General features: G+C 70.1%; 15 protein-coding genes. All 15 read left to right on the forward strand.

From position 1 onward, the window contains the following. Window positions 1-104: 104 nt before the first annotated feature. The 15 genes from GTZ93_RS30960 (at window position 105) to GTZ93_RS31030 (ending at window position 17,461) form a co-directional block, all read left to right on the forward strand. On the forward strand, window positions 105-806 hold the full coding sequence (locus GTZ93_RS30960; protein ID WP_139917376.1) for a hypothetical protein: 702 nt from the start codon (window positions 105-107) through the stop codon (window positions 804-806). A gap of 23 nt (window positions 807-829) precedes the next feature. Beyond that, complete coding sequence (locus tag GTZ93_RS30965; RefSeq protein ID WP_139917378.1) at window positions 830-1,294, forward strand: social motility and stimulation tgl protein; 465 nt, start codon at window positions 830-832, stop codon at window positions 1,292-1,294. Between the two features lie 23 nt (window positions 1,295-1,317). After that, window positions 1,318-2,076 (forward strand): social motility TPR repeat lipoprotein Tgl, encoded by a 759-nt coding sequence (tgl, locus tag GTZ93_RS30970; RefSeq protein ID WP_120577869.1) that lies wholly within the window; start codon window positions 1,318-1,320, stop codon window positions 2,074-2,076. A gap of 21 nt (window positions 2,077-2,097) precedes the next feature. Next, on the forward strand, window positions 2,098-2,484 hold the full coding sequence (locus GTZ93_RS30975; RefSeq protein WP_120596202.1) for a helix-turn-helix domain-containing protein: 387 nt from the start codon (window positions 2,098-2,100) through the stop codon (window positions 2,482-2,484). A gap of 9 nt (window positions 2,485-2,493) precedes the next feature. Then, the gene (recO, locus tag GTZ93_RS30980; RefSeq protein ID WP_120577871.1) at window positions 2,494-3,228 is read left to right on the forward strand and encodes a DNA repair protein RecO; all 735 of its coding nucleotides are present in this window, start codon (window positions 2,494-2,496) and stop codon (window positions 3,226-3,228) included. 32 nt (window positions 3,229-3,260) lie between these two features. After that, entirely contained in the window at window positions 3,261-4,274 is a 1,014-nt protein-coding gene (locus GTZ93_RS30985) for a carbohydrate kinase family protein (protein WP_139917380.1), read from the forward strand. 78 nt (window positions 4,275-4,352) lie between these two features. Continuing rightward, complete coding sequence (locus GTZ93_RS30990; RefSeq protein WP_139917382.1) at window positions 4,353-5,642, forward strand: DNA polymerase beta superfamily protein; 1,290 nt, start codon at window positions 4,353-4,355, stop codon at window positions 5,640-5,642. Then, window positions 5,639-6,430 carry a nucleotidyltransferase domain-containing protein gene (locus tag GTZ93_RS30995; RefSeq protein ID WP_180946043.1) on the forward strand — a complete coding sequence of 264 codons (792 nt, stop codon included), beginning with the start codon at window positions 5,639-5,641 and terminating at the stop codon, window positions 6,428-6,430. Before GTZ93_RS30990 ends, GTZ93_RS30995 begins: the two co-directional genes overlap by 4 nt. Window positions 6,431-6,523: 93 nt before the next feature. Next, window positions 6,524-8,788 carry a serine/threonine-protein kinase gene (locus GTZ93_RS31000; RefSeq protein ID WP_139917384.1) on the forward strand — a complete coding sequence of 755 codons (2,265 nt, stop codon included), beginning with the start codon at window positions 6,524-6,526 and terminating at the stop codon, window positions 8,786-8,788. An 89-nt stretch (window positions 8,789-8,877) separates the two neighbouring features. Next, window positions 8,878-9,870 carry a glycine--tRNA ligase subunit alpha gene (gene glyQ, locus GTZ93_RS31005; protein WP_120577875.1) on the forward strand — a complete coding sequence of 331 codons (993 nt, stop codon included), beginning with the start codon at window positions 8,878-8,880 and terminating at the stop codon, window positions 9,868-9,870. After that, complete coding sequence (gene glyS, locus GTZ93_RS31010; RefSeq protein WP_139917386.1) at window positions 9,860-11,968, forward strand: glycine--tRNA ligase subunit beta; 2,109 nt, start codon at window positions 9,860-9,862, stop codon at window positions 11,966-11,968. Before glyQ ends, glyS begins: the two co-directional genes overlap by 11 nt. A gap of 165 nt (window positions 11,969-12,133) precedes the next feature. Continuing rightward, entirely contained in the window at window positions 12,134-13,663 is a 1,530-nt protein-coding gene (locus GTZ93_RS31015) for a YncE family protein (protein ID WP_139917388.1), read from the forward strand. 2 nt (window positions 13,664-13,665) lie between these two features. Next, window positions 13,666-15,894 carry a hypothetical protein gene (locus tag GTZ93_RS31020; protein ID WP_139917389.1) on the forward strand — a complete coding sequence of 743 codons (2,229 nt, stop codon included), beginning with the start codon at window positions 13,666-13,668 and terminating at the stop codon, window positions 15,892-15,894. Between the two features lie 63 nt (window positions 15,895-15,957). Next, on the forward strand, window positions 15,958-16,812 hold the full coding sequence (locus GTZ93_RS31025; protein WP_120577879.1) for an FHA domain-containing protein: 855 nt from the start codon (window positions 15,958-15,960) through the stop codon (window positions 16,810-16,812). Between the two features lie 112 nt (window positions 16,813-16,924). Then, complete coding sequence (locus tag GTZ93_RS31030) at window positions 16,925-17,461, forward strand: A24 family peptidase (protein ID WP_161663162.1); 537 nt, start codon at window positions 16,925-16,927, stop codon at window positions 17,459-17,461. The last annotated feature ends 12 nt before the right edge of the window (window positions 17,462-17,473 follow it).

Consider the following 17,473-nt stretch of genomic DNA (forward strand, 5'->3'; position numbering starts at 1 on the left):
GCGCTCCAAGGAGGGTCGTCGCCGCCTTGTTCCGCTCCCCCGGGTGCGCTAAGTCGTTCGCAAGCTCCCGGGACTGTTGAGGATTCCCAGGAGGAATGCCCCCCATGCCCCGTCCGTCCGCCCGTATTGCCATCACCGTCGTGGCCTCGCTCGTCCCCATGCTGGCCCTGGCCGGTTCGGTCTTCCTGAACGGCGTGAAGATCGACGGGGTGACGAACACGCGCTTCGAGAAAGCCACCGTCCGCATCGACGCGGAAGGGAACATCTACATCGACGCGCCGGGGTACGCCGCCCGCGTGACGACCGTGACGCCCACGCCCGCGACGCCCACGCCGCCCGCGACGCCTTCCACCGCCACGCCTCCGGCCGCCGCTCCCCTGGACGCGGGCGTCGTCGCGCAGGTCCCCGCGCCGGCCGCACCCGCTGCTCCCTCGGCCTCACCGGGGCGCATCACCCAGCGCTACTGGCTGGTGACGGAGCAGACGACGCCGGGCATGACGGACTTCGACATCGACGTGTACGTGAACTCGCGCTGGCTGCGCCGTTTGCGCAACAACGAGGACCAGGTGGTGGTGGACATCACCAGCCAGTTGCGTCCCGGCGCGAACGCGGTGACGCTGATTGCCCGCAAGCAGGCTGGGGGCAGCCGCCGCAGCACGTCGCCCGGGAACGTCTTCAAGGTGATCATCGGCGAGGGGAACGAGGGCGGCGGCAACGTGATGATTGACACGCCCCTCATCCGCTTCCAGAAGACGGCTGCGGACGTGCAGGACGCGACCGAGGAGTTCACGCTCACCACCCGTTAGGGTGCGCGGGAAGGGAGACGACGGTGTTCACCATCGACGAGCGCTACCGGGGCCTTCCCGCCAACCGCGACCAGGTGCTGGCGCTGCACCTGGCCCTCAACACGCCGCACGTGGCCATCCCCGGCAAGCAGGCCGGGCCCGCGCAGGCCTTCGTGGTGGGGCTGCGCGGCGGGCAGGGCGCGGGCGTCTTCGTGTACCTGTACCTCGTGGAGGCGGGGGACTGCGCGGTGTACGTGTCCGGCCGGCGCATCCAGTCCGCGGATGAGCTGCGGGAGGACGAGGACGACGCGCTCGCGTTCGTGGAGTCGCTGGGCTTCATGATGGACAACGCGAACTGGCGTGCCGCGACCCCCGCGCAGCAGGACGAGTGGCTGAAGACGCTGCCCGTGTTCTTCCGGGAGCCCACGCTCGTGCCCGCCGTGAAGGCCCGCGCCGAAGAGAAGCGCAACGTCGCCACCACCCTGGGCCGCTTCCTGGCCGCGTTCTGAACCCCCACCCTGGATTGGCACCCATGTTCCGCATCACTTCCTCCTGCTTCCTAGCGTTCGCGCTCGCGTCGGCGGGCTGTGCGCACGTCCCCACGGAGAAGGAGCGCCAGGGCTCGGAGATCCACTACGACCTGGGCGTGCAGGCGCAGCAGCACGGCCATGTGCAGGACGCGCTCGCGGAGTACCAGAAGGCGCTGGAGCTGAACCCGGGCAACCCGGAGGCCCACAACGCGGTGGGCCTGCTGCTGCACCTGTCCTTCCGGCGGCTCGACGAGGCTTCGGCCCACTACGAGAAGGCGCTGACGCTGCGGCCGTCCTTCTCCGACGCGCGCACCAACCTGGGCAACCTGCGCCTGGATCAGGGCCGCTACGACGACGCCATCAAGCTGTACGAGGAGTCGCTCAACGACATGCAGTACCGCCACGGCTACTCCGCGCAGGGGAACCTGGGTTGGGCGCTCTACAAGAAGGGCGACACGGCGAACGCGGTGCAGAACATCAAGGCCGCCATCACCACCAACCCGGACTTCTGCCTGGGCTACAAGAACCTGGGCATCATCTACGACGAGACGGGCAAGACGGAGGAGGCGTGCCGGCAGTTCGCCCACTACCGTGAGAAGTGCCCCGAAGTGGCGGAGGCCTACCAGCGCGAAGGCGTGTGCCAGGCGAAGCTCGGGCGGGTGGAGGAGGCGAAGAAGGCGTTCGCGGGCTGCGAGGCCAAGGCCCAGTCCAACGAGCAGGTGCTCAAGGACGATTGCCGCTCACTGCTGGACCACCTCTAGCCGCGGGGGCCCCGAAAGACCGTGGACCACGTCGACTTCGGCAAATACCTCAGCCAGCAGCGCGAGCTTCGCGGCATGTCGCGCGAGGACGTCTCCCGGGAGACGAAGATTCCCCCCAGCCTCGTCGCGGCGCTGGAGGCGGGGCAGGTGGAGCGGCTGCCCGAGCGCGTGTTCGTGCTGAACTACATCCGCGCGTACGCGCAGGTCATCGGCCTGTCGCCGGAGGAAGCGGCGCTGCGCTACGAGGAGGTGGACCGGGCGGTGCCCGCTCCTTCTCCGGCGCAGCTCGAGAAGGCGCGTCGCAAGCGGGCGTACGTCATCCTGGCCATCCTCCTGGCGGTCGTGCTCCTGGGCGCGGGGTTGTTCCTGGTGCTGTCCGGGAAGCTTCCGCCTCCCGCGGCGCGTTGACGAGGGATCATGGAGCGGTACGCCGACGACGCGTTCGTGCTGTCCACGGTGGACTACGGTGAGTCCGACCGGCTGGTGACGCTGCTCACGCGCGAGCACGGCAAGCTGACCGCGTTCGCCGCGGGCGCACGCAAGAGCAAGCGCCGGTTCGCGGGGGCGCTGGAGCCGTTCATGCGGCTGCGCGTGCAGCTGGTGGAGACGCGCGGAAGTACGGTGCGGATCGATTCGGCGGACATCGTCACGGGCTTCTACGCCGCGCGCGAGGACCTGTCGCTCATCGCCCGGGCGCTGTACGCGGTGGAACTGTGCCGCGAGCTCACGCGCGAACACGAACCGCACCCGGAGCTGTTCGAGCTGGTGGAGGGCTACATGCACCGGCTGGACGCGAAGGAGGCCGGGCCCACGTCGTTGCTCGCGTTCGAGCTGGCCGCGCTGGCGCAGGCGGGGTTGATGCCCCGGTTCGACTCCTGCTCGCTGTGTGGCGGTCAGCCCGGCGAGCGGCCCCGGTTCGACCAGGGCCACGGTGGCGCGGTGTGCGAGCCGTGTGGCGGACGCGCGCGTGACTCGGTGCCGGTGCCGGTGGCGCTGCTGGCCGGCCTGCGCTCGCTCCAGGAGGGTCAACGCACGCCGCTGCCCGCGGACCTCCGTGCGCGGGCTCGTGGCCTGCTCAACGTCTTCATCGCGCACCACGTGGGCCGCAAGCTCAAGAGCGTGGACTTCATGGCGCAGGTGGGCCTGGACTGACGGGTAGCACGCGGTCCCCAGGGGGAGCTGTCATGCACGAGGCCGGGCCGCTGGACGTGGTGTGTGTCGGCGAAACGCTGGTGGACTTCCTTCCCGTGGCCGGCGGCGCCACGCGCGTGCGGGACGTGGAGGCCTGGAAGCCATCGCCGGGAGGCTCACCGGCCAATGTCTCCGTGGGGCTCGCGCGGTTGGGCCTGCGCTCGGCGATGGTGGGCGTGGTGGGCTCCGACGAGTTCGGCCACTTCCTGCGAGACCGGTTGGCGGCGGACGGCGTGGACGTGAGTCGCCTGCGACAGGTGGACCACGCTCGCACGGGCCTGCTGTTCGTCTCACTGGATGCGCATGGCGAGCGCAGCTTCACGTACTTCCGGACGCGGTCCGCGGAGTTCCTGCTGGACGACTCCGACGTGGACGGCGACTTCGTGCGACGCGCGAAGGTGCTGCACTGCGGCTCCAACTCCCTGCTCCTGCCGGAGGCACGCGAGGCCATGGTGCGCATGCTCACCCTGGCCCGTGAGGCTGGGCTGCTGGTGAGCTGTGATCCGAACCTGCGGCTTCACATGTGGACGCAGCCCGAGGAGCTGCAGGCGCTTCTGGGGCGCATGCTGCCTTTGTGCACGGTGGTGAAGCTGTCCGAGGAGGAGATCCACTTCGCGACCGGCGAGCACTCGCCCGAGGCGGCCCTGCACGTCCTGGCCGCGCGGGGCGTGCGGCTGCCCGTGGTGACGCTGGGACCTCGCGGCGCAGTGTTCCTCTGGCGGGGCGAGGTCCTCTCCGTGCCCGCGCCCCAGGTGACGGTGGTGGACACAACGGGCGCAGGGGATGGCTTTGTGTCCGCCATGTTGAGCGGCCTGGTGCGTTGGTATGGCGACGCGAGCTCGCTGGAGGGCGCGACACGCGAGGAGTTGGTCGCGCTGATGTCCTTCGCGGCGGGCGTGGGGGCCCGCGTGGTGACGAAGCTGGGCGCGGTGGCGGCGCTCCCCCTTGCATCCGAAGTGGAGGGGCTTCTGCCCGCTCTACCCGCCGCGCGACGCATCGCGCGCTGACGGGAAGCGCCGTTCCGGGTCAGGCTCGCGTGCTTCGCTGCGTCCTGCGTGGCCCACCATCCCATCCAGGAGGGATCGATGAGCGACACCCGTGAGGCTTCTTCCTCCGCCCCGGCTCGCGTCCGGGGACTGGAGCAGATTGACCGGCTGTCGGTGCCCCTGCCGCATGGCACCGAGGTCACGACCCGCGTGGAGCGCGTGGCGTCCGGGGGACGCCGTATCCCCCAGGGCGTGGTGGGCCGCGTGGTGCGCGCGCATGACGGCGGCTTCGACGTGCAGATCGTCGGCGTGGGCGAGGTGTGGTTCGCGCGCGACGAGCTGGTGCCCCGGCGCACGGGACAGGTGCAGTTCGCCCAGCGGCGCGAGGCGGCCTGGAGCGCGCTGCGACCATGCGTGGTGCTGGAGACGCGCGTGGGCAGTCACGCCTGGGGGCTCGCGGATGAGCGCTCCGACGTGGACGTGCGCGGTGTGTTCGCGCTGCCGCTTCCGTGGACGCTGGGCCTGGGGCAGCCACCGCAGGACCTGGTGAGCGCGGATGGCAGCACCACGTACTGGGAGGTCCGCAAGACGGTGGAGCAGGCGCTGCGCGCGGATCCGAACACGCTGGAGACCCTCTTCGTCCCTGGCGCGACGGCGGTGGACGAACTGGGCACTTGGGTGCTGGAGGCGCGCGAGGCGTTCGTCTCCAAGGCCATCTTCGGCAGCTTCGGGCGCTACGCCATGAGCCAGCTCGACAAGCTCACCCGCAGCCAGCGGCTGGCCGAGCACCGCGACCTGCTCCTCGCGTGGCTGTGCGAGGAGCCCACGCCGGACCTGGACGAGGTGGCCCGTCGTCTGGCCGCCGTGTCTCCCCGTGCCTCGCCCACGCCCGAGGACGCGGTGCTCGCCGCGAAGACTTACGTCAAGCAGCTCTACCGCTCGCTCTGGGACCAGGGGCTGCTTACGTCGAACGACTTCGCGGCGCTCACGGCGTACGCGCGCGGCGGAGGCCAGCGTCCTCCGTCCGCTCGGGAGCTGCGGCCGAAGAACGCGTACAACCTGCTGCGGCTGGTGGCGCTGGCGACGGGCTGGCTGCGCGACGGTGTGCCCACGTTCGAGGCGACGGGGGCGTTGAAGGCGCGGCTGCTCGACATCAAGGGGGGACAGGTGCCCCTGGAGGACGTGCTGCGCGACGCCGAGGCGATGGCTCCGGCGTTGGAGGCCGCGCACCGCGAGAGCCAGCTACCGGAGCATCCGGACTACGCCCGCGCGGACCAGTTGCTGCGCCGCGTGGGGGACGAGGTGGCTCGGCGCTGGGTCTTGAAGACGCCTGGACCGCTGGGCCGTGACGCGCCGGAGGCTCCGGCGCTGGAAGGAGGGACGGAATGAAGGGCAGGGTGACGGAACATCAGGAACGCATGGCGGACCGCGTGCTGGACGCGGAGTCCCTCCTGCGCGAGCACCTGGTCATCTCGCTGTCTGGCGCGCATGCGTACGGTTTCCCGTCGCATGACAGCGACCTGGACCTCAAGGCCATCCACATCGCGCCCACCGCCGCGCTCCTCGGCCTCCAGCCCCGGCACGTGCCGGCGGAGCGGCTGGAGGTGCTGGAGGGCGTGGAGGTGGACTACTCGTCCAACGAGCTGCAGCCCGTGCTGCTGGGCATCCTCCAGGGCAACGGCAACTACATCGAGCGCGTGCTGGGTGCCATCACCGTGCGAGCCCTGCCGGAGGAGCTGGAGGCGCTGCGGCCCCTGGTGCGGGCCGTGCTGTCGCGGCGCATCCACCGGCACTACCGCGGCTTCGCGCAGGGGCAGTTCCGCGAATGGGAGAAGAGCGGATTCCGCTCCGTGAAGAAGTTGCTGTACGTCCTGCGCACCACGCTCACCGGAACGCATGCGCTGCGCACGGGCGAAGTGGAGACGGACGTCACCGTCCTGCTGGAACCGTATGGCTTTGGTGAAGCCCGCACGCTGGTGGAGCGCAAGCGGAGCGGTGAGCGCATCGAGCTGGCCGACGCGCTCAGCGAGCAGTGGCAGCGGGAGGTGACGCGCGCCTTCGCGGTGCTTGACGCGGCGGACGCGGCCTCCGTGTTGCCTCTGGAGCCACAACCGTCGGCCGTGGCCGCGCTCGAAGGCTGGATGCTCGACGTGCGGCGACGGCGGTTCGGCGCCTAATCCGCTTTCACCGGGCTCCGGAGGCCGGGGGGGGGCCGTCTGTAAAGACGGTCATCGACCTGGGAGGGCATGGCGGGTAACATCCGCCCTGCCATGAGCACGCAGGGAGTCGCCGGAGACGATCCCGACCGGGGGCGGCGCATCGGAAAGTACGAGATTCTCACCCGCCTCTCGATGGGCGGGATGGCGGAGTTGTTCCTCGCGTACACCTCCGGCCCCGGTGGCTTCCGTAAGTTCGTGGCGGTGAAGCAGATCCTCCCCGACATCAAGAAGGACGACCAGTTCGTCAAGATGTTCCTCGACGAGGCGCGCATCACCGCGGCTTTCTCGCACGCGAACATCGGACAGGTGTTCGACCTGGGTGAGGAGGACGGCGAGCTGTACCTCGCCATGGAGTTCCTGCCCGGCCAGAACCTGGAGCAGGTGGTGAAGATGGCGGAGCGGCGCAAGTACGCGCTGCCGCTGGGCTTCAGCGCGCGCGTGATTCGCGACACGTGCCTGGGCCTGCACTACGCCCACCACTTCATGGATCCGTCCGGCCGCCCCGTGGCGGTGGTGCACCGCGACGTGTCCCCGAAGAACGTGATGCTCACCTACGACGGCGTCGTGAAGGTGATCGACTTCGGCATCGCCAAGGCGCGCGGCAAGCTGGGCCGCACGCAGGTGGGCACCGTGAAGGGGACCAGCGGGTACATGTCCCCGGAGCAGGTTCGCAACAAGGACCTGGATGGCCGCAGCGACCAGTTCTCCACGGGCGTGATGCTCCATGAGCTGCTGGCCGGACAGCGCCTGTTCAACGCGCCCGGCGAAGCCGCCGTGATGATGCAGATCGTGGACGGGGACATTCCCGCGCCGCGCTCGCTCAACGCGGCCGTGCCGGAGGCCCTGGAAGCAGTGGTGCTCAAGGCGCTGTCTCGCGATGCCACGCAGCGCTTCGGAACCTGCCGGGAGATGGGGCGCGCCATCGAGGCCACGCTGGGCTCCGAGCTGTTCGACGAAGACCAGATGACCGCCGTCATGGGCGAGCTCTTCGAGGAGAAGCGCCAGAAGACGCGCACGCTCCTGGAGCTGGCCAGCCGCGCCGAGGACGCCCGCGTCAGCGAGGCCGCCGGTGCGCTCCAGGTGGAGGAGGGCGGTGAACAGGCCTCCGCCGCGGCCACCGCGCAGGTGCAGTCTCCGCACGCGGAGGCTCCAGCCGCGGACGTCGCGGCGTCCTTCAAGCCCACGCCCGTCCGCCGCACCGCGACCGAGTCCGCGGCGCCCGCGCCCCGCGCCACCCCGCGTCCCGCCAATGAGGCCGTGGAGGCCCGCGCTTCTCGCGTCAACACTCCCACCGTGACGCCGCGAGCGCAGCGGCCCTCGGGCTCGGATGGGACGCCCGTTCCCCGGGTCATCCGTCCTCCCGCTGACGCCGTGCGGCCCTCGCGGGCTCGTCCCAGCGCGCGCCCCGAGCCCACCGAGGCCCGCGACGCGGCCGAGTCCGATGGGCTGATGGATCCGCCCAGCGAGCTCCAGACCCAACGCTTCAAGGCCCGTCCGGTGCGCGGCACCACGCGGCCCTCACGCCAGGTGGAGGAAGAGGAGTCCGTTGAAGCGCCCCCCGTGACCCCGCCCGCTCGCGAGGGCTCCGGCTGGGGCATGCGGTTGTTCCTGCTCCTCATCCTGGGTGGCGTGGTCTGGCTGGCGACGCTCGAACCCGTGCGCCGCATGTTCATGCCGGCGTTCGACTCCGCGAAGCAGTGGGTGAAGGCGGAGATGGATCCGCCACCGCCCGTGGACCCCGCCGCGAACGGACAGTGGCCGCCGAAGCCCTCCGGTCCTCCGCCGGGCTTCGTCCAGAAGACCACCCCCGAGCCCGAACCGGTGGTGGAGCCGCCGCCCACGCCCGAACCGGTGGTGGACGCGACGCCCGTCGACACGAAGAAGGCCCCCGCCGGCAAGGGGGGACGCAAGACGAAGCCTGCCGCCACGACGGAAGCGCCCGCGGTGGCGAAGGTGGAGCCGCGCCCCGCGAAGCCCGAGCCCTCGGAGCGGCCCCCGGAGCCCGTCACCACCGTCACGCAGGTGGAGAACCCGGAGGTGCTCGACACGACCACCTCGAAGGGCGCGGCGAAGGCGGGCCTGGGCTGGCTGACGCTCTACACGGTGCCGAAGAACGCGGCGGTGTTCGACGGCGCCACGCAGCTGGGCACGTCCCCGCTGATCAAGTTCCCCCTGCCCATCGGGACGTACCGTTTGCGCGTGGTGGACCCGCAGGACCCCGGCGGTACGAGCAAGCTGTTGTCCGCTCCCATCCGCCCCGGAGAAGTGACGAAGCTGCAGATTCGACTGGCCGACCTCCCGGCCTACTCGGACTGACCGCCGTCCTTGACGCTCCTGGACCCCCTCACTAGGGTCCGCCGCGTTCCGCCTTCGCCTTCGACGCACTGCGAGAAGGACTCGCCAACATGTATTTCCAGGACCTCATCCTCACGCTCCAGAAGCACTGGGCCGACAAGGGATGCATCGTCACCCAGTCGTACGACACGGAAGTCGGCGCGGGCACGATGGCCCCCTACACGTTCCTGCGCGCGCTCGGTCCCGAGCCGTGGAACGTCGCCTACGTGCAGCCCTCGCGGCGCCCCGCCGACGGCCGCTTCGGTGAGAACCCGAACCGCCTGTTCCAGCACCACCAGTTCCAGGTCATCCTCAAGCCCGCGCCCAAGAACGTCCAGGAGCTGTACCTGGAGTCGCTGCGGAAGATCGGCCTGGACCCGCTGGAGCACGACATCCGCTTCGTCGAGGACGACTGGGAGTCGCCCACGCTGGGCGCCTGGGGCCTGGGATGGGAGGTGTGGTGCGACGGCGAGGAGGTGACGCAGTTCACCTACTTCCAGCAGTGCGGCGGCTTCGACTGCCGCCCCGTGGCCGCGGAGCTGACGTACGGGCTGGAACGCCTGGCCAGGTATCTCCAGAACGTGGAGAGCGTCTTCGACATCGAGTGGGTCAAGGGCGTGAAGTACCGCGAGATCTTCCACGCGAACGAGGTGGAGATGAGCAAGTACGCCCTCCACGAGTCCGACCCGCAGATGCTCTTCACGCTGTTCGACGCGTACGAGAAGGAGTGCAAGCGGCTCATCGAGCGCCACCTGCCGCTGCCCGCGTACGACTTCGCGCTCAAGTGCTCGCACACGTTCAACCTGCTGGATGCGCGTGGCTCCATCTCCGTCACCGAGCGCGCCAGCTTCATCAAGCGCGTGCGTGACAACGCGCGCCTGTGCGCGGAGGGCTACCTGCAGATGCGCGAGCGGCTGGGCTTCCCGCTGACGAAGACGCCGTGGACGGTGGGCGAGCAGCCGCCGGTGTTGGAGGGCAAGCCCGCCAGCGACTACTGGAAGACGGTGCAGCTCAACAAGCCCGTGGAGAAGAAGGAGAAGACGGAGGTGGCCCGTGGCTCGTGACCTGCTCCTGGAAATCGGTGCCGAGGAGATCCCGGCGTCGTTCATCGTGCCCGCGCTGGAGGACCTGAAGCGCGTGCTCACCGAGCGCATGGCCGACGCGCGCTTGAAGCACGGTGATGTGCGCACCTTCGGAACGCCGCGCCGGCTGGCCGTCCTCGTTCGCGACGTGGCGGACTCGGGCGAGGACGTGACGAAGGAAGTCCTGGGGCCCAGTGCCAAGGCCGCCTTCGACGCGCAGGGCAAGCCCACCAAGGCGGCGGAGAAGTTCGCCGAAGGGCTCAAGCTGTCCGTGGACGCGCTCGGCCGCACGACGACGGCCAAGGGCGAGTACGTGTCCGCGCGCGTGGAAGAGAAGGGACGCCCAGCGGACGCCATCCTCCAGGATGCGCTGAACTCCGCGGTGCACGGCATCAACTTCAAGAAGTCCATGCGCTGGGGTGACGTGGACACGTCCTTCGCGCGCCCGGTGCAGTGGCTGGTAGCGCTGTTGGGCGACATGGAGCTGGCGGTGGTGCTCGGCGACGTGAAGAGCGGACGGGCGACCTACGGCCACCGCTTCCTCGCGCCGGGTCCCATCACGCTGAAGGCGCCCGCGGACTACGAGTCCGCGCTGGAGAAGGCGCACGTGCTGGCGGACATCGGCAAGCGCCGCGCGTCGCTCGTGGAGAAGCTGCACGCCGCGGCGACGGCGGCAGGCGGGCAGCTCATGGAGGACGAGGGCCTGGTGGACCAGGTGACGAACCTGGTGGAGCTGCCGAGCCCCGTGGTGGGCAGCTTCGACGCGCGCCACCTGGACCTGCCGTCGGAGGTGCTGGTGCAGGAGATGAAGAGCCACCAGCGCTACTTCTCTCTGTTGGACGGGCAGCGGAAGCTGCTGCCGCGCTTCATCGCCGTGTCCAACACGCCGGTGCGCGACGCGCAGCTGTCCCTGCGTGGCTACGAACGCGTGCTGCGCGCGCGGCTCGCGGACGGGCGCTTCTTCTTCGACGAGGACCGCCGCACGCCGCTGGCCGACCGTGTGGAGAAGCTGGGCCGCGTGGTGTGGCAGGGCCAGCTGGGCACGTACCTGGAGAAGGTGGAGCGCTTCCGCTCGCTGGCGGGCTGGCTGGCCCAGGCCACGGGCAGGGCAGGGGAGGCGGCCACGGTGGAGCGCGCCGCCACGCTGTCCAAGGCGGACCTCGTCACCGGCATGGTGGGCGAGTTCCCGGAGCTCCAGGGCGTGATGGGCCGCGAGTACGCGAGAGCAGGCGGCGAGCCCGACGCGGTGGCGCTGGCCATCTTCGAGCACTACCTGCCCCGCGGCGCCGAGGACGCGCTGCCGTCCCAGGACGCGGGCGCGCTCATCGGCCTGGCGGACCGCCTGGACTCGCTGTGCGGCATCTTCGCCATTGGCAAGGCGCCGTCGGGCGCGGCGGATCCGTTCGCGCTGCGCCGCGCGTGCCTGTCCATCATCCGCATCGTGCTGGGGCGTGGCTACCGCTTCAGCCTCTCCGCCGCGGTGGACGAGGCGCTGCGCCTGCTGGCCCCCAAGCTGGCCAACGTGAAGCGCAAGCCGGGGGAAGCAGCCCCGCGCGAGCAGGTGCTGGAGTTCTTCCGCGGCCGCCTCAAGGCGCTGTGGGGCGAGCAGCACCGCACCGACGTCGTCGAGGCGGTGCTGGCCGTGGGCTTCGATGACCTCGTGGCGGCGAAGAAGCGCCTGGAGGCCCTGAGCTTGCTCGTGGGCCACTCGGACTTCCAGCCTCTGGCGGCGGCGTTCAAGCGCGTGGTCAACATCGTGGAGAAGCAGGGCAAGGACGTGGCCGGTGGGCAGACCAACCCGCAGCGCTTCACGGACGAGCCGGAGAAGAACCTCCACACCGCCTTCACCCAGGCGCGCGACAAGGTGGGCGCGCACGTGCGCGCGGACGACTTCGCCGGCGCGCTCAAGGAGATCACCGGCCTGAAGCCCGCCGTGGACACCTTCTTCGACAAGGTGATGGTGATGGCCGAGGACAAGGACCTGCGGGAGAACCGCATCCGGTTCCTCACGGAGATTGGCGCCCTGTTCAACCAGGTGGCGGACTTTTCCAAGATCCAGGCCGAGACCGCCGCTGCCTGAGCCTGGCCGCCGCTTCACCGCCGGAGCGTGCCCGTTCCCCCACCAGGGGGGCGGCGCACGCCTTCCGGACGGGGGCGGATGTCGGCGGGAAGGCGACCGGGAATAGTGGCCCCCCTATTCAGTTGCCCGGCGCAGGGCCGCGTTCCTACACTCCGCCCCCCTCTGATGCGCCTCTACTTCCTGACCCCCGCGCTGCTGCTCCTCGGTGCGTGTTCGATTGAATCCGAACCGAACCCGCCTCCGTCCACCCGCTTTGTCTACCCCAGCGGGGTGGCGTTCTGGCGCCCTCCAGCGGCGGGCGGGCCATCCGCGAGCAACGGCTATCTGTTCGTCGCGAACGCCAACTTCGACAACTGCTACGACTCCGGTTCGGTGGTGGCACTGAACCTGGACACGCTGAGCACGCAGGTGGACGGGCAGACCGTCATGGTGCCCCACCTGGGCAGCGTGCCCCCGGACGCCTCGCTCGCCTTCGAGGACCTGTCCTCCGCGGACGAGTCGCTCGTGCAGATCCGCAGCTTCGCGGGTGAGCTGGCCATGTGGGTGAACCCGGCCACGGGTCTGCCACGCCTGTTCGTGCCCTCGCGTGCGGAGGGCAACAACCTGAACGCGGTGGACGTGAGCCTGGAGGCCAACGGCGCTCCGGTGCTCACCTGCGTGCAGGGCGGCGTGGACTGCCGCAACGGCGCGCTGTCGCTCACCGAGGACATCCCGTCGTCCCTCAGTGACGAGGGCCGGCCGGGCTTGCCCCGCGCTCCGTCGCCCATCGGCGTGACGGTGGATGAGGCGAGCGGCAACCTGTATGTGACGCACTCGGAGGCGGCGGACTCGCCCGCCAAGTCCAGCACCAACTTCGAGAGCTACCTGGCCACGCTGAAGCTGGACAACCCCACGCGGGACTCGCTGGGCTTCATCTCGCTGTCTCCCGAGGGCTACCTCTACGGCGGCTCGGATTCGGTGACGGTGGGCGCGGGCTACCTCTACGTGACGGGCCGCAACTTCGTGGCCGGCATCAGCGGCACCGTGGCCGGCAACTACGTGCTGCGGCTGGTGGACAAGAACGACCCCGGCACCATCCTGGAGCCCTCGCTGCAGTCGGAGTACCGCATCCGCGAGGCGCGCGCGGCGCGCGTGGTGCCCCGTCCGGTGACGCCGGCGGAGCTGGCGGCGCGTCCGAACTTCGTGCGCGAGCGGCTGTACATGCTGGCGCGCGGTCCGGACACGCTGCTCACCCTCGACTTCGAATACGACGCGGTGCCGGGCACCGCCGCCACCCAGCCCTTCTTCCGGGTGGTCTCCGCGGTGCCCATGCCCGACGGCGTGAGCGACATGCAGATCATCTCGCGGACTCCGGGCACGTCCAACGCGGACACCCACATCATCGCGGTGACGAGCACCGGCGACAGCGCGGTGTCCCTCTACGACGAGGCGCTCGGGCAGGTCGTGGCGCAGGTGCCGCTCGTCAACGAACTCAACCAGACCAGCAACCCGTCGCAGGCCTTCGGGCTGACGGTGGACAACCCCGCCGGGACGAACGCGGCGCGGCTGTTCGTGACCAACTTCGGTGACAGCCAGGTGGCCATCGTGGACATCCCCGACCTGTCGCGTCCCCAGGACGCGCGGGTGGTGGCGAAGCTGGGCATCCAGCAGCAGCGCGATCCGAACCAGGGCACCAGCGTGTGCCAGGAGAATTGACCTTGAAGCGCGGCTTTCTTGCTGCCCTGTTGCTGAGCGGCGCGAGCCTCGCGCTCGCCTGCTCCGACACCACCTCCACCGCGGGCGCCGCCGGTCTGTCCGGCACGTACGACGTGGTGCTCTCCAACCAGCTCGTCTTCGTCACCTCCCAGGACCGGGATGAGCTGCGCGTGCTGGACCTGACGCGCACGCCGCGTGAGTTCATCCCCGCGCCCAATCCGCTGGAGCCCCTGGCCATCCCCGTCATCGCCCGGCCCGACTCGCTCACCCGCGACGTGGGCTACAACGACAAGGGCGAGGACGTGTCCGGCCCGTACATCTACGCGCGCAGCTCCGGCGGCCGCGGAATCTCCGTGGTGGCCGCGGACCGCGCGCGCCTCAACGAGGTGACGCGCCTGGCGACCGGCCAGCTCATCACCGCCTTCGCCGCGCACGCCCCGGTGGCGGAGGGCGCCCCGAGCGTCCTGTACTACGCGCTCCAGACGCGCCCGGAGGCCGCCGAGCAGCTCTGCGGCCCCTTTGGCGGCGGGGTGGTGATGCGCCAGGACCTGCCCGGCCCGGAGGGCTTCGACGCGGCCACGCTGCCTCCCGCGCTGCCCGTCTTCTGCCTCAAGCCGGCGGACACGGTGATGTCCATGCTCACGCTGCCCGCGCGGGCCGACCGGGTGGACTCGCTGGTGGTCGCCATCCGCAACGTGTCCGGCACCAGCCGGCTCGTGCGCGTCGTCGCGGACGGGGCCTCCGTGGAGATTCCCTACAAGCGGCCGCGTCCGGCGCCCTACGCGGTGCCCAACTACGCGGACCTGGTGGACATCCCGGCGCGGCTCGTGGCCACGCACCCCAGCTACGGCGTGCCGAAGCCCAAGCTCGGGGATGGGAGCTGCCCGCCGGGCACGGATGTGAAGACCCAGGAGGACGAGACGACGATATGCGTCGAGTCCTGGCCCGCGGGCCGCTTCGTGTTCGTGGTGCTGGATGAGCTGACGTGCAACTCGTCTGACTGCGAGGGCGTCATCGCGCTCGACAACGGGCCGAAGCCGGTGGAGGAGCCGTCCCCGACGCCAGTGCTCGCGCGCGACATCACCGGAGCGGCCATGCTGACCCTGCGGCCGTCCGCGGGTCTGCCCACGGGCCTCACGCTGCGCACGGGTCTGGAGGTTCGCGAGCTCCTGGCGGACAGCGTGGCCTACCTCACCGCCATCCCGCTCCTGGGCATCATGCCGTCGTCCGACGGGCGGATCACCCTGTTCCGCGCGGACGAGCGGCGCCCGTTCAACCTGGACCGCAACTCCAACAACACGCCGCTGAACTCGTCGGTGGTCGCGGAGCTGCGTGACAACAACGAGCTGGCGCGCACGGACCAGTTCCAGGGCATCACCGTGGTCCAGCCCGGCTGCCCCCAGGCGACGGATTCGACCAACGTCACCGCGTTTCTCTGCAACGGCTCGGTGCCCAACGGGACGTACCGCTTCGTCTTCCAGGGCGTGCTGCCCGGACTGGTCGGCCTCTCACGCGACCTGACCCAGGAGGATCCTCCGCTCCTCGTCGAGACGACCCTGGCGACGGCCCGCGGCGTGAGTGCCGGCGACTCCATCATCCTGGCGAACAACGCGGGCGCCTGCGCGGCGGTCATCCCCATCCTGCGCCTGGAGGATCAGGGCAATGGCCTCACTCGGCTCTTCCCGGACCTGTCCGACCCCGCGGTCGCCGCCGCGGCGGAGCCCTGTGCCTCGTATCCGTTGTTCACCGTGCGCGCGGGCCCGAACGTGAAGCCCTTCGTGCTCTATGCAGGCGCGGAGACCAGCGACACGTACCTGCAGCGGCTGAACGTCAACGAGACGTACACGGTCTCCACCTTCCTGGACTACTACTACCACCCGGACGGCTTCGACCTGGGCCTGGAGCCGCCCAAGTCGCCCACCACCTACGTGCCCGCGCCGTTGTCGCTCACGATGACGCCGACCATCGGCGCGGGGAGCCGGCTGGCGGCGGGTGACCGCTACGTGGTGACGCTGCTGCCGCGCTTCCGCCGCTACGTGTTCGGCGTGGACACCAGCCAGTCGAGCGGTCTGGCGGTCTACACCCTGCCTGCTTCCGTGGTGGCCACGGACGTGGCGGGGGCCAGCCTCGCCTACGTCGCGTACCCCTCCGCGGACGGCGTGCTCCAGGTGGCCCTGGAGTCGATCACCGACAATCTGGACAACCTCACGTATCTCCGGGCGTTCCAGTAACTGGGCGCGCCCGAGCGGCTCTGCTATCGTTCCCCACGTCCAGCATTTCCCGAGCCAAGACCGATGATCGATCAGAACTCCCGTCCCGCACGCAAGGTCGGCATCGCCGAGCACCTGTGGGAGACGTACGAAGAGATGGCCCAGCAGATGGGCTCGGATCGCGACGCGCTCATCAACCAGGCGTTGTTCATGTTCGCGCGTCTCAACGGCTTCATCGACGTGAGGACGAAGGGCGAGCCTGTCGTGGCGGCGGTGCCGGCCGCCACGCCCGCCCCGGCCGCGCGTCCTGCCGCCGCGCCGCCTCCTGCCGCCGCCAAGGGCGCTCCACCGGTGCTGGCCCCCGCGCCGCCGCCCGCACGCGCCGCCGCGCGCAATGTGGAGGAGCGTCCGTCCTCCAACGGGCTGGACAATGATCCGGTGCGCCGCGAGGTCGCCGAGCGCGTCCTGGAGACGGCCGCCGAGCTGGAGCGGCTCATCAAGGGCAAGAACGAGCCGCCCCCGCCCTCCGCGGACGACATGATCGAGGACGAGGAGGATCCCCTGCCGGAGCAGGAGGAGCCGCCGCTCGACGACATGCAGGACGAGCCTCCCGAGGAGGCCGAAGAAGAGCCGATGGAGGAGCCGGACGAGGAGGAGGGCGCCGCGCTCTACCTCGTCCTGGAGTCCGGCGAAGAGGAGAAGATCGTCAAGGACCGGTACGTCATCGGCCGTGGCAAGCACTGCGACTTCGTCATCAACTCCGGCAAGGTGTCGCGCGAGCACGCCGTCATCGCCCGCGACGGCGGCGACTTCTACATCGAAGACCTCGGCTCCTCGAACGGGACCTGGTTCAACAAGCAGCGCATCAAGCGCCGCAAGGTCGAGGACGGGGACGAGTACTTCATCTGCAGCGAGAAGATCCGCCTCGTCATCCACTGAAGCCGGCATGACGCGGGGCCCCACGGTGCGATGGCCTTGTTCAGGATTTGACGGGCTTGGGGCCTCCATTGTTTGATGGGGGTCGCCTGCTCCCCATGGGAGCAGGTGCCGAATGACACCTGCTCAGCTCGCGCTTTGGACGATTCTGGGAGTGGCCCTGGTGATTGCGGTGGTGACCGACGTGTTGCGCCGGCTCATCCCGAACGCCGTGACCTATCCGCTCATCGTGTTGGGGCTCGGGGTGCGCGGTGTGTCCGAAGGGGTGGGTGGGCTGGAGGCGGGGGTGGTGAGCGGGCTACTGGCGGGCGCGGGACTCGCGCTGCTGCTGGTGCCGGGTGCGCTGCGCGGGCGCATGGGGTGGGGTGACGTCAAGCTGATGGCGGGCGTGGGCTGCGTGCTGGGCTTTCCCACGGTGCTCGCCGCGGCGGCCTTCATCTCGCTTACGGGCGCGCTGCAGGCCATCGTCACGCTGCTGTGGCAGGGGGCCGTCTGGGACACGCTGGCGGCGGTGGCCCGTCGCTGGGCGGTGCGGATGAAATGGATGCGCGAGGAAACCTCGCCCGCTCCCGTGCGACACATCCCCTACGGCGTCTCCATCGCGGTCGGGACTTTCTGGGCCATGTGGTGGCAGCAACAACATCTGGGATAGCGCGCCGTCAGG

It is taken from the genome of Corallococcus exiguus (genome assembly GCF_009909105.1).
Lineage (GTDB): Bacteria > Myxococcota > Myxococcia > Myxococcales > Myxococcaceae > Corallococcus > Corallococcus exiguus.

Excerpts from the sequence above, each read along its gene's own strand:
- GTZ93_RS30995 (WP_180946043.1), top strand. The coding sequence starts at position 5,639 with ATGAAGGGCAGGGTGACGGAACATCAGGAACGCATGGCGGACCGCGTG.
- GTZ93_RS30985 (WP_139917380.1), top strand. The coding sequence starts at position 3,261 with ATGCACGAGGCCGGGCCGCTGGACGTGGTGTGTGTCGGCGAAACGCTG.
- GTZ93_RS30960 (WP_139917376.1), top strand. The coding sequence starts at position 105 with ATGCCCCGTCCGTCCGCCCGTATTGCCATCACCGTCGTGGCCTCGCTC.
- GTZ93_RS31015 (WP_139917388.1), top strand. The coding sequence starts at position 12,134 with ATGCGCCTCTACTTCCTGACCCCCGCGCTGCTGCTCCTCGGTGCGTGT.
- glyQ (WP_120577875.1), top strand. The coding sequence starts at position 8,878 with ATGTATTTCCAGGACCTCATCCTCACGCTCCAGAAGCACTGGGCCGAC.
- tgl (WP_120577869.1), top strand. The coding sequence starts at position 1,318 with ATGTTCCGCATCACTTCCTCCTGCTTCCTAGCGTTCGCGCTCGCGTCG.
- recO (WP_120577871.1), top strand. The coding sequence starts at position 2,494 with ATGGAGCGGTACGCCGACGACGCGTTCGTGCTGTCCACGGTGGACTAC.
- GTZ93_RS31025 (WP_120577879.1), top strand. The coding sequence starts at position 15,958 with ATGATCGATCAGAACTCCCGTCCCGCACGCAAGGTCGGCATCGCCGAG.
- GTZ93_RS31030 (WP_161663162.1), top strand. The coding sequence starts at position 16,925 with ATGACACCTGCTCAGCTCGCGCTTTGGACGATTCTGGGAGTGGCCCTG.
- GTZ93_RS31000 (WP_139917384.1), top strand. The coding sequence starts at position 6,524 with ATGAGCACGCAGGGAGTCGCCGGAGACGATCCCGACCGGGGGCGGCGC.
- GTZ93_RS30990 (WP_139917382.1), top strand. The coding sequence starts at position 4,353 with ATGAGCGACACCCGTGAGGCTTCTTCCTCCGCCCCGGCTCGCGTCCGG.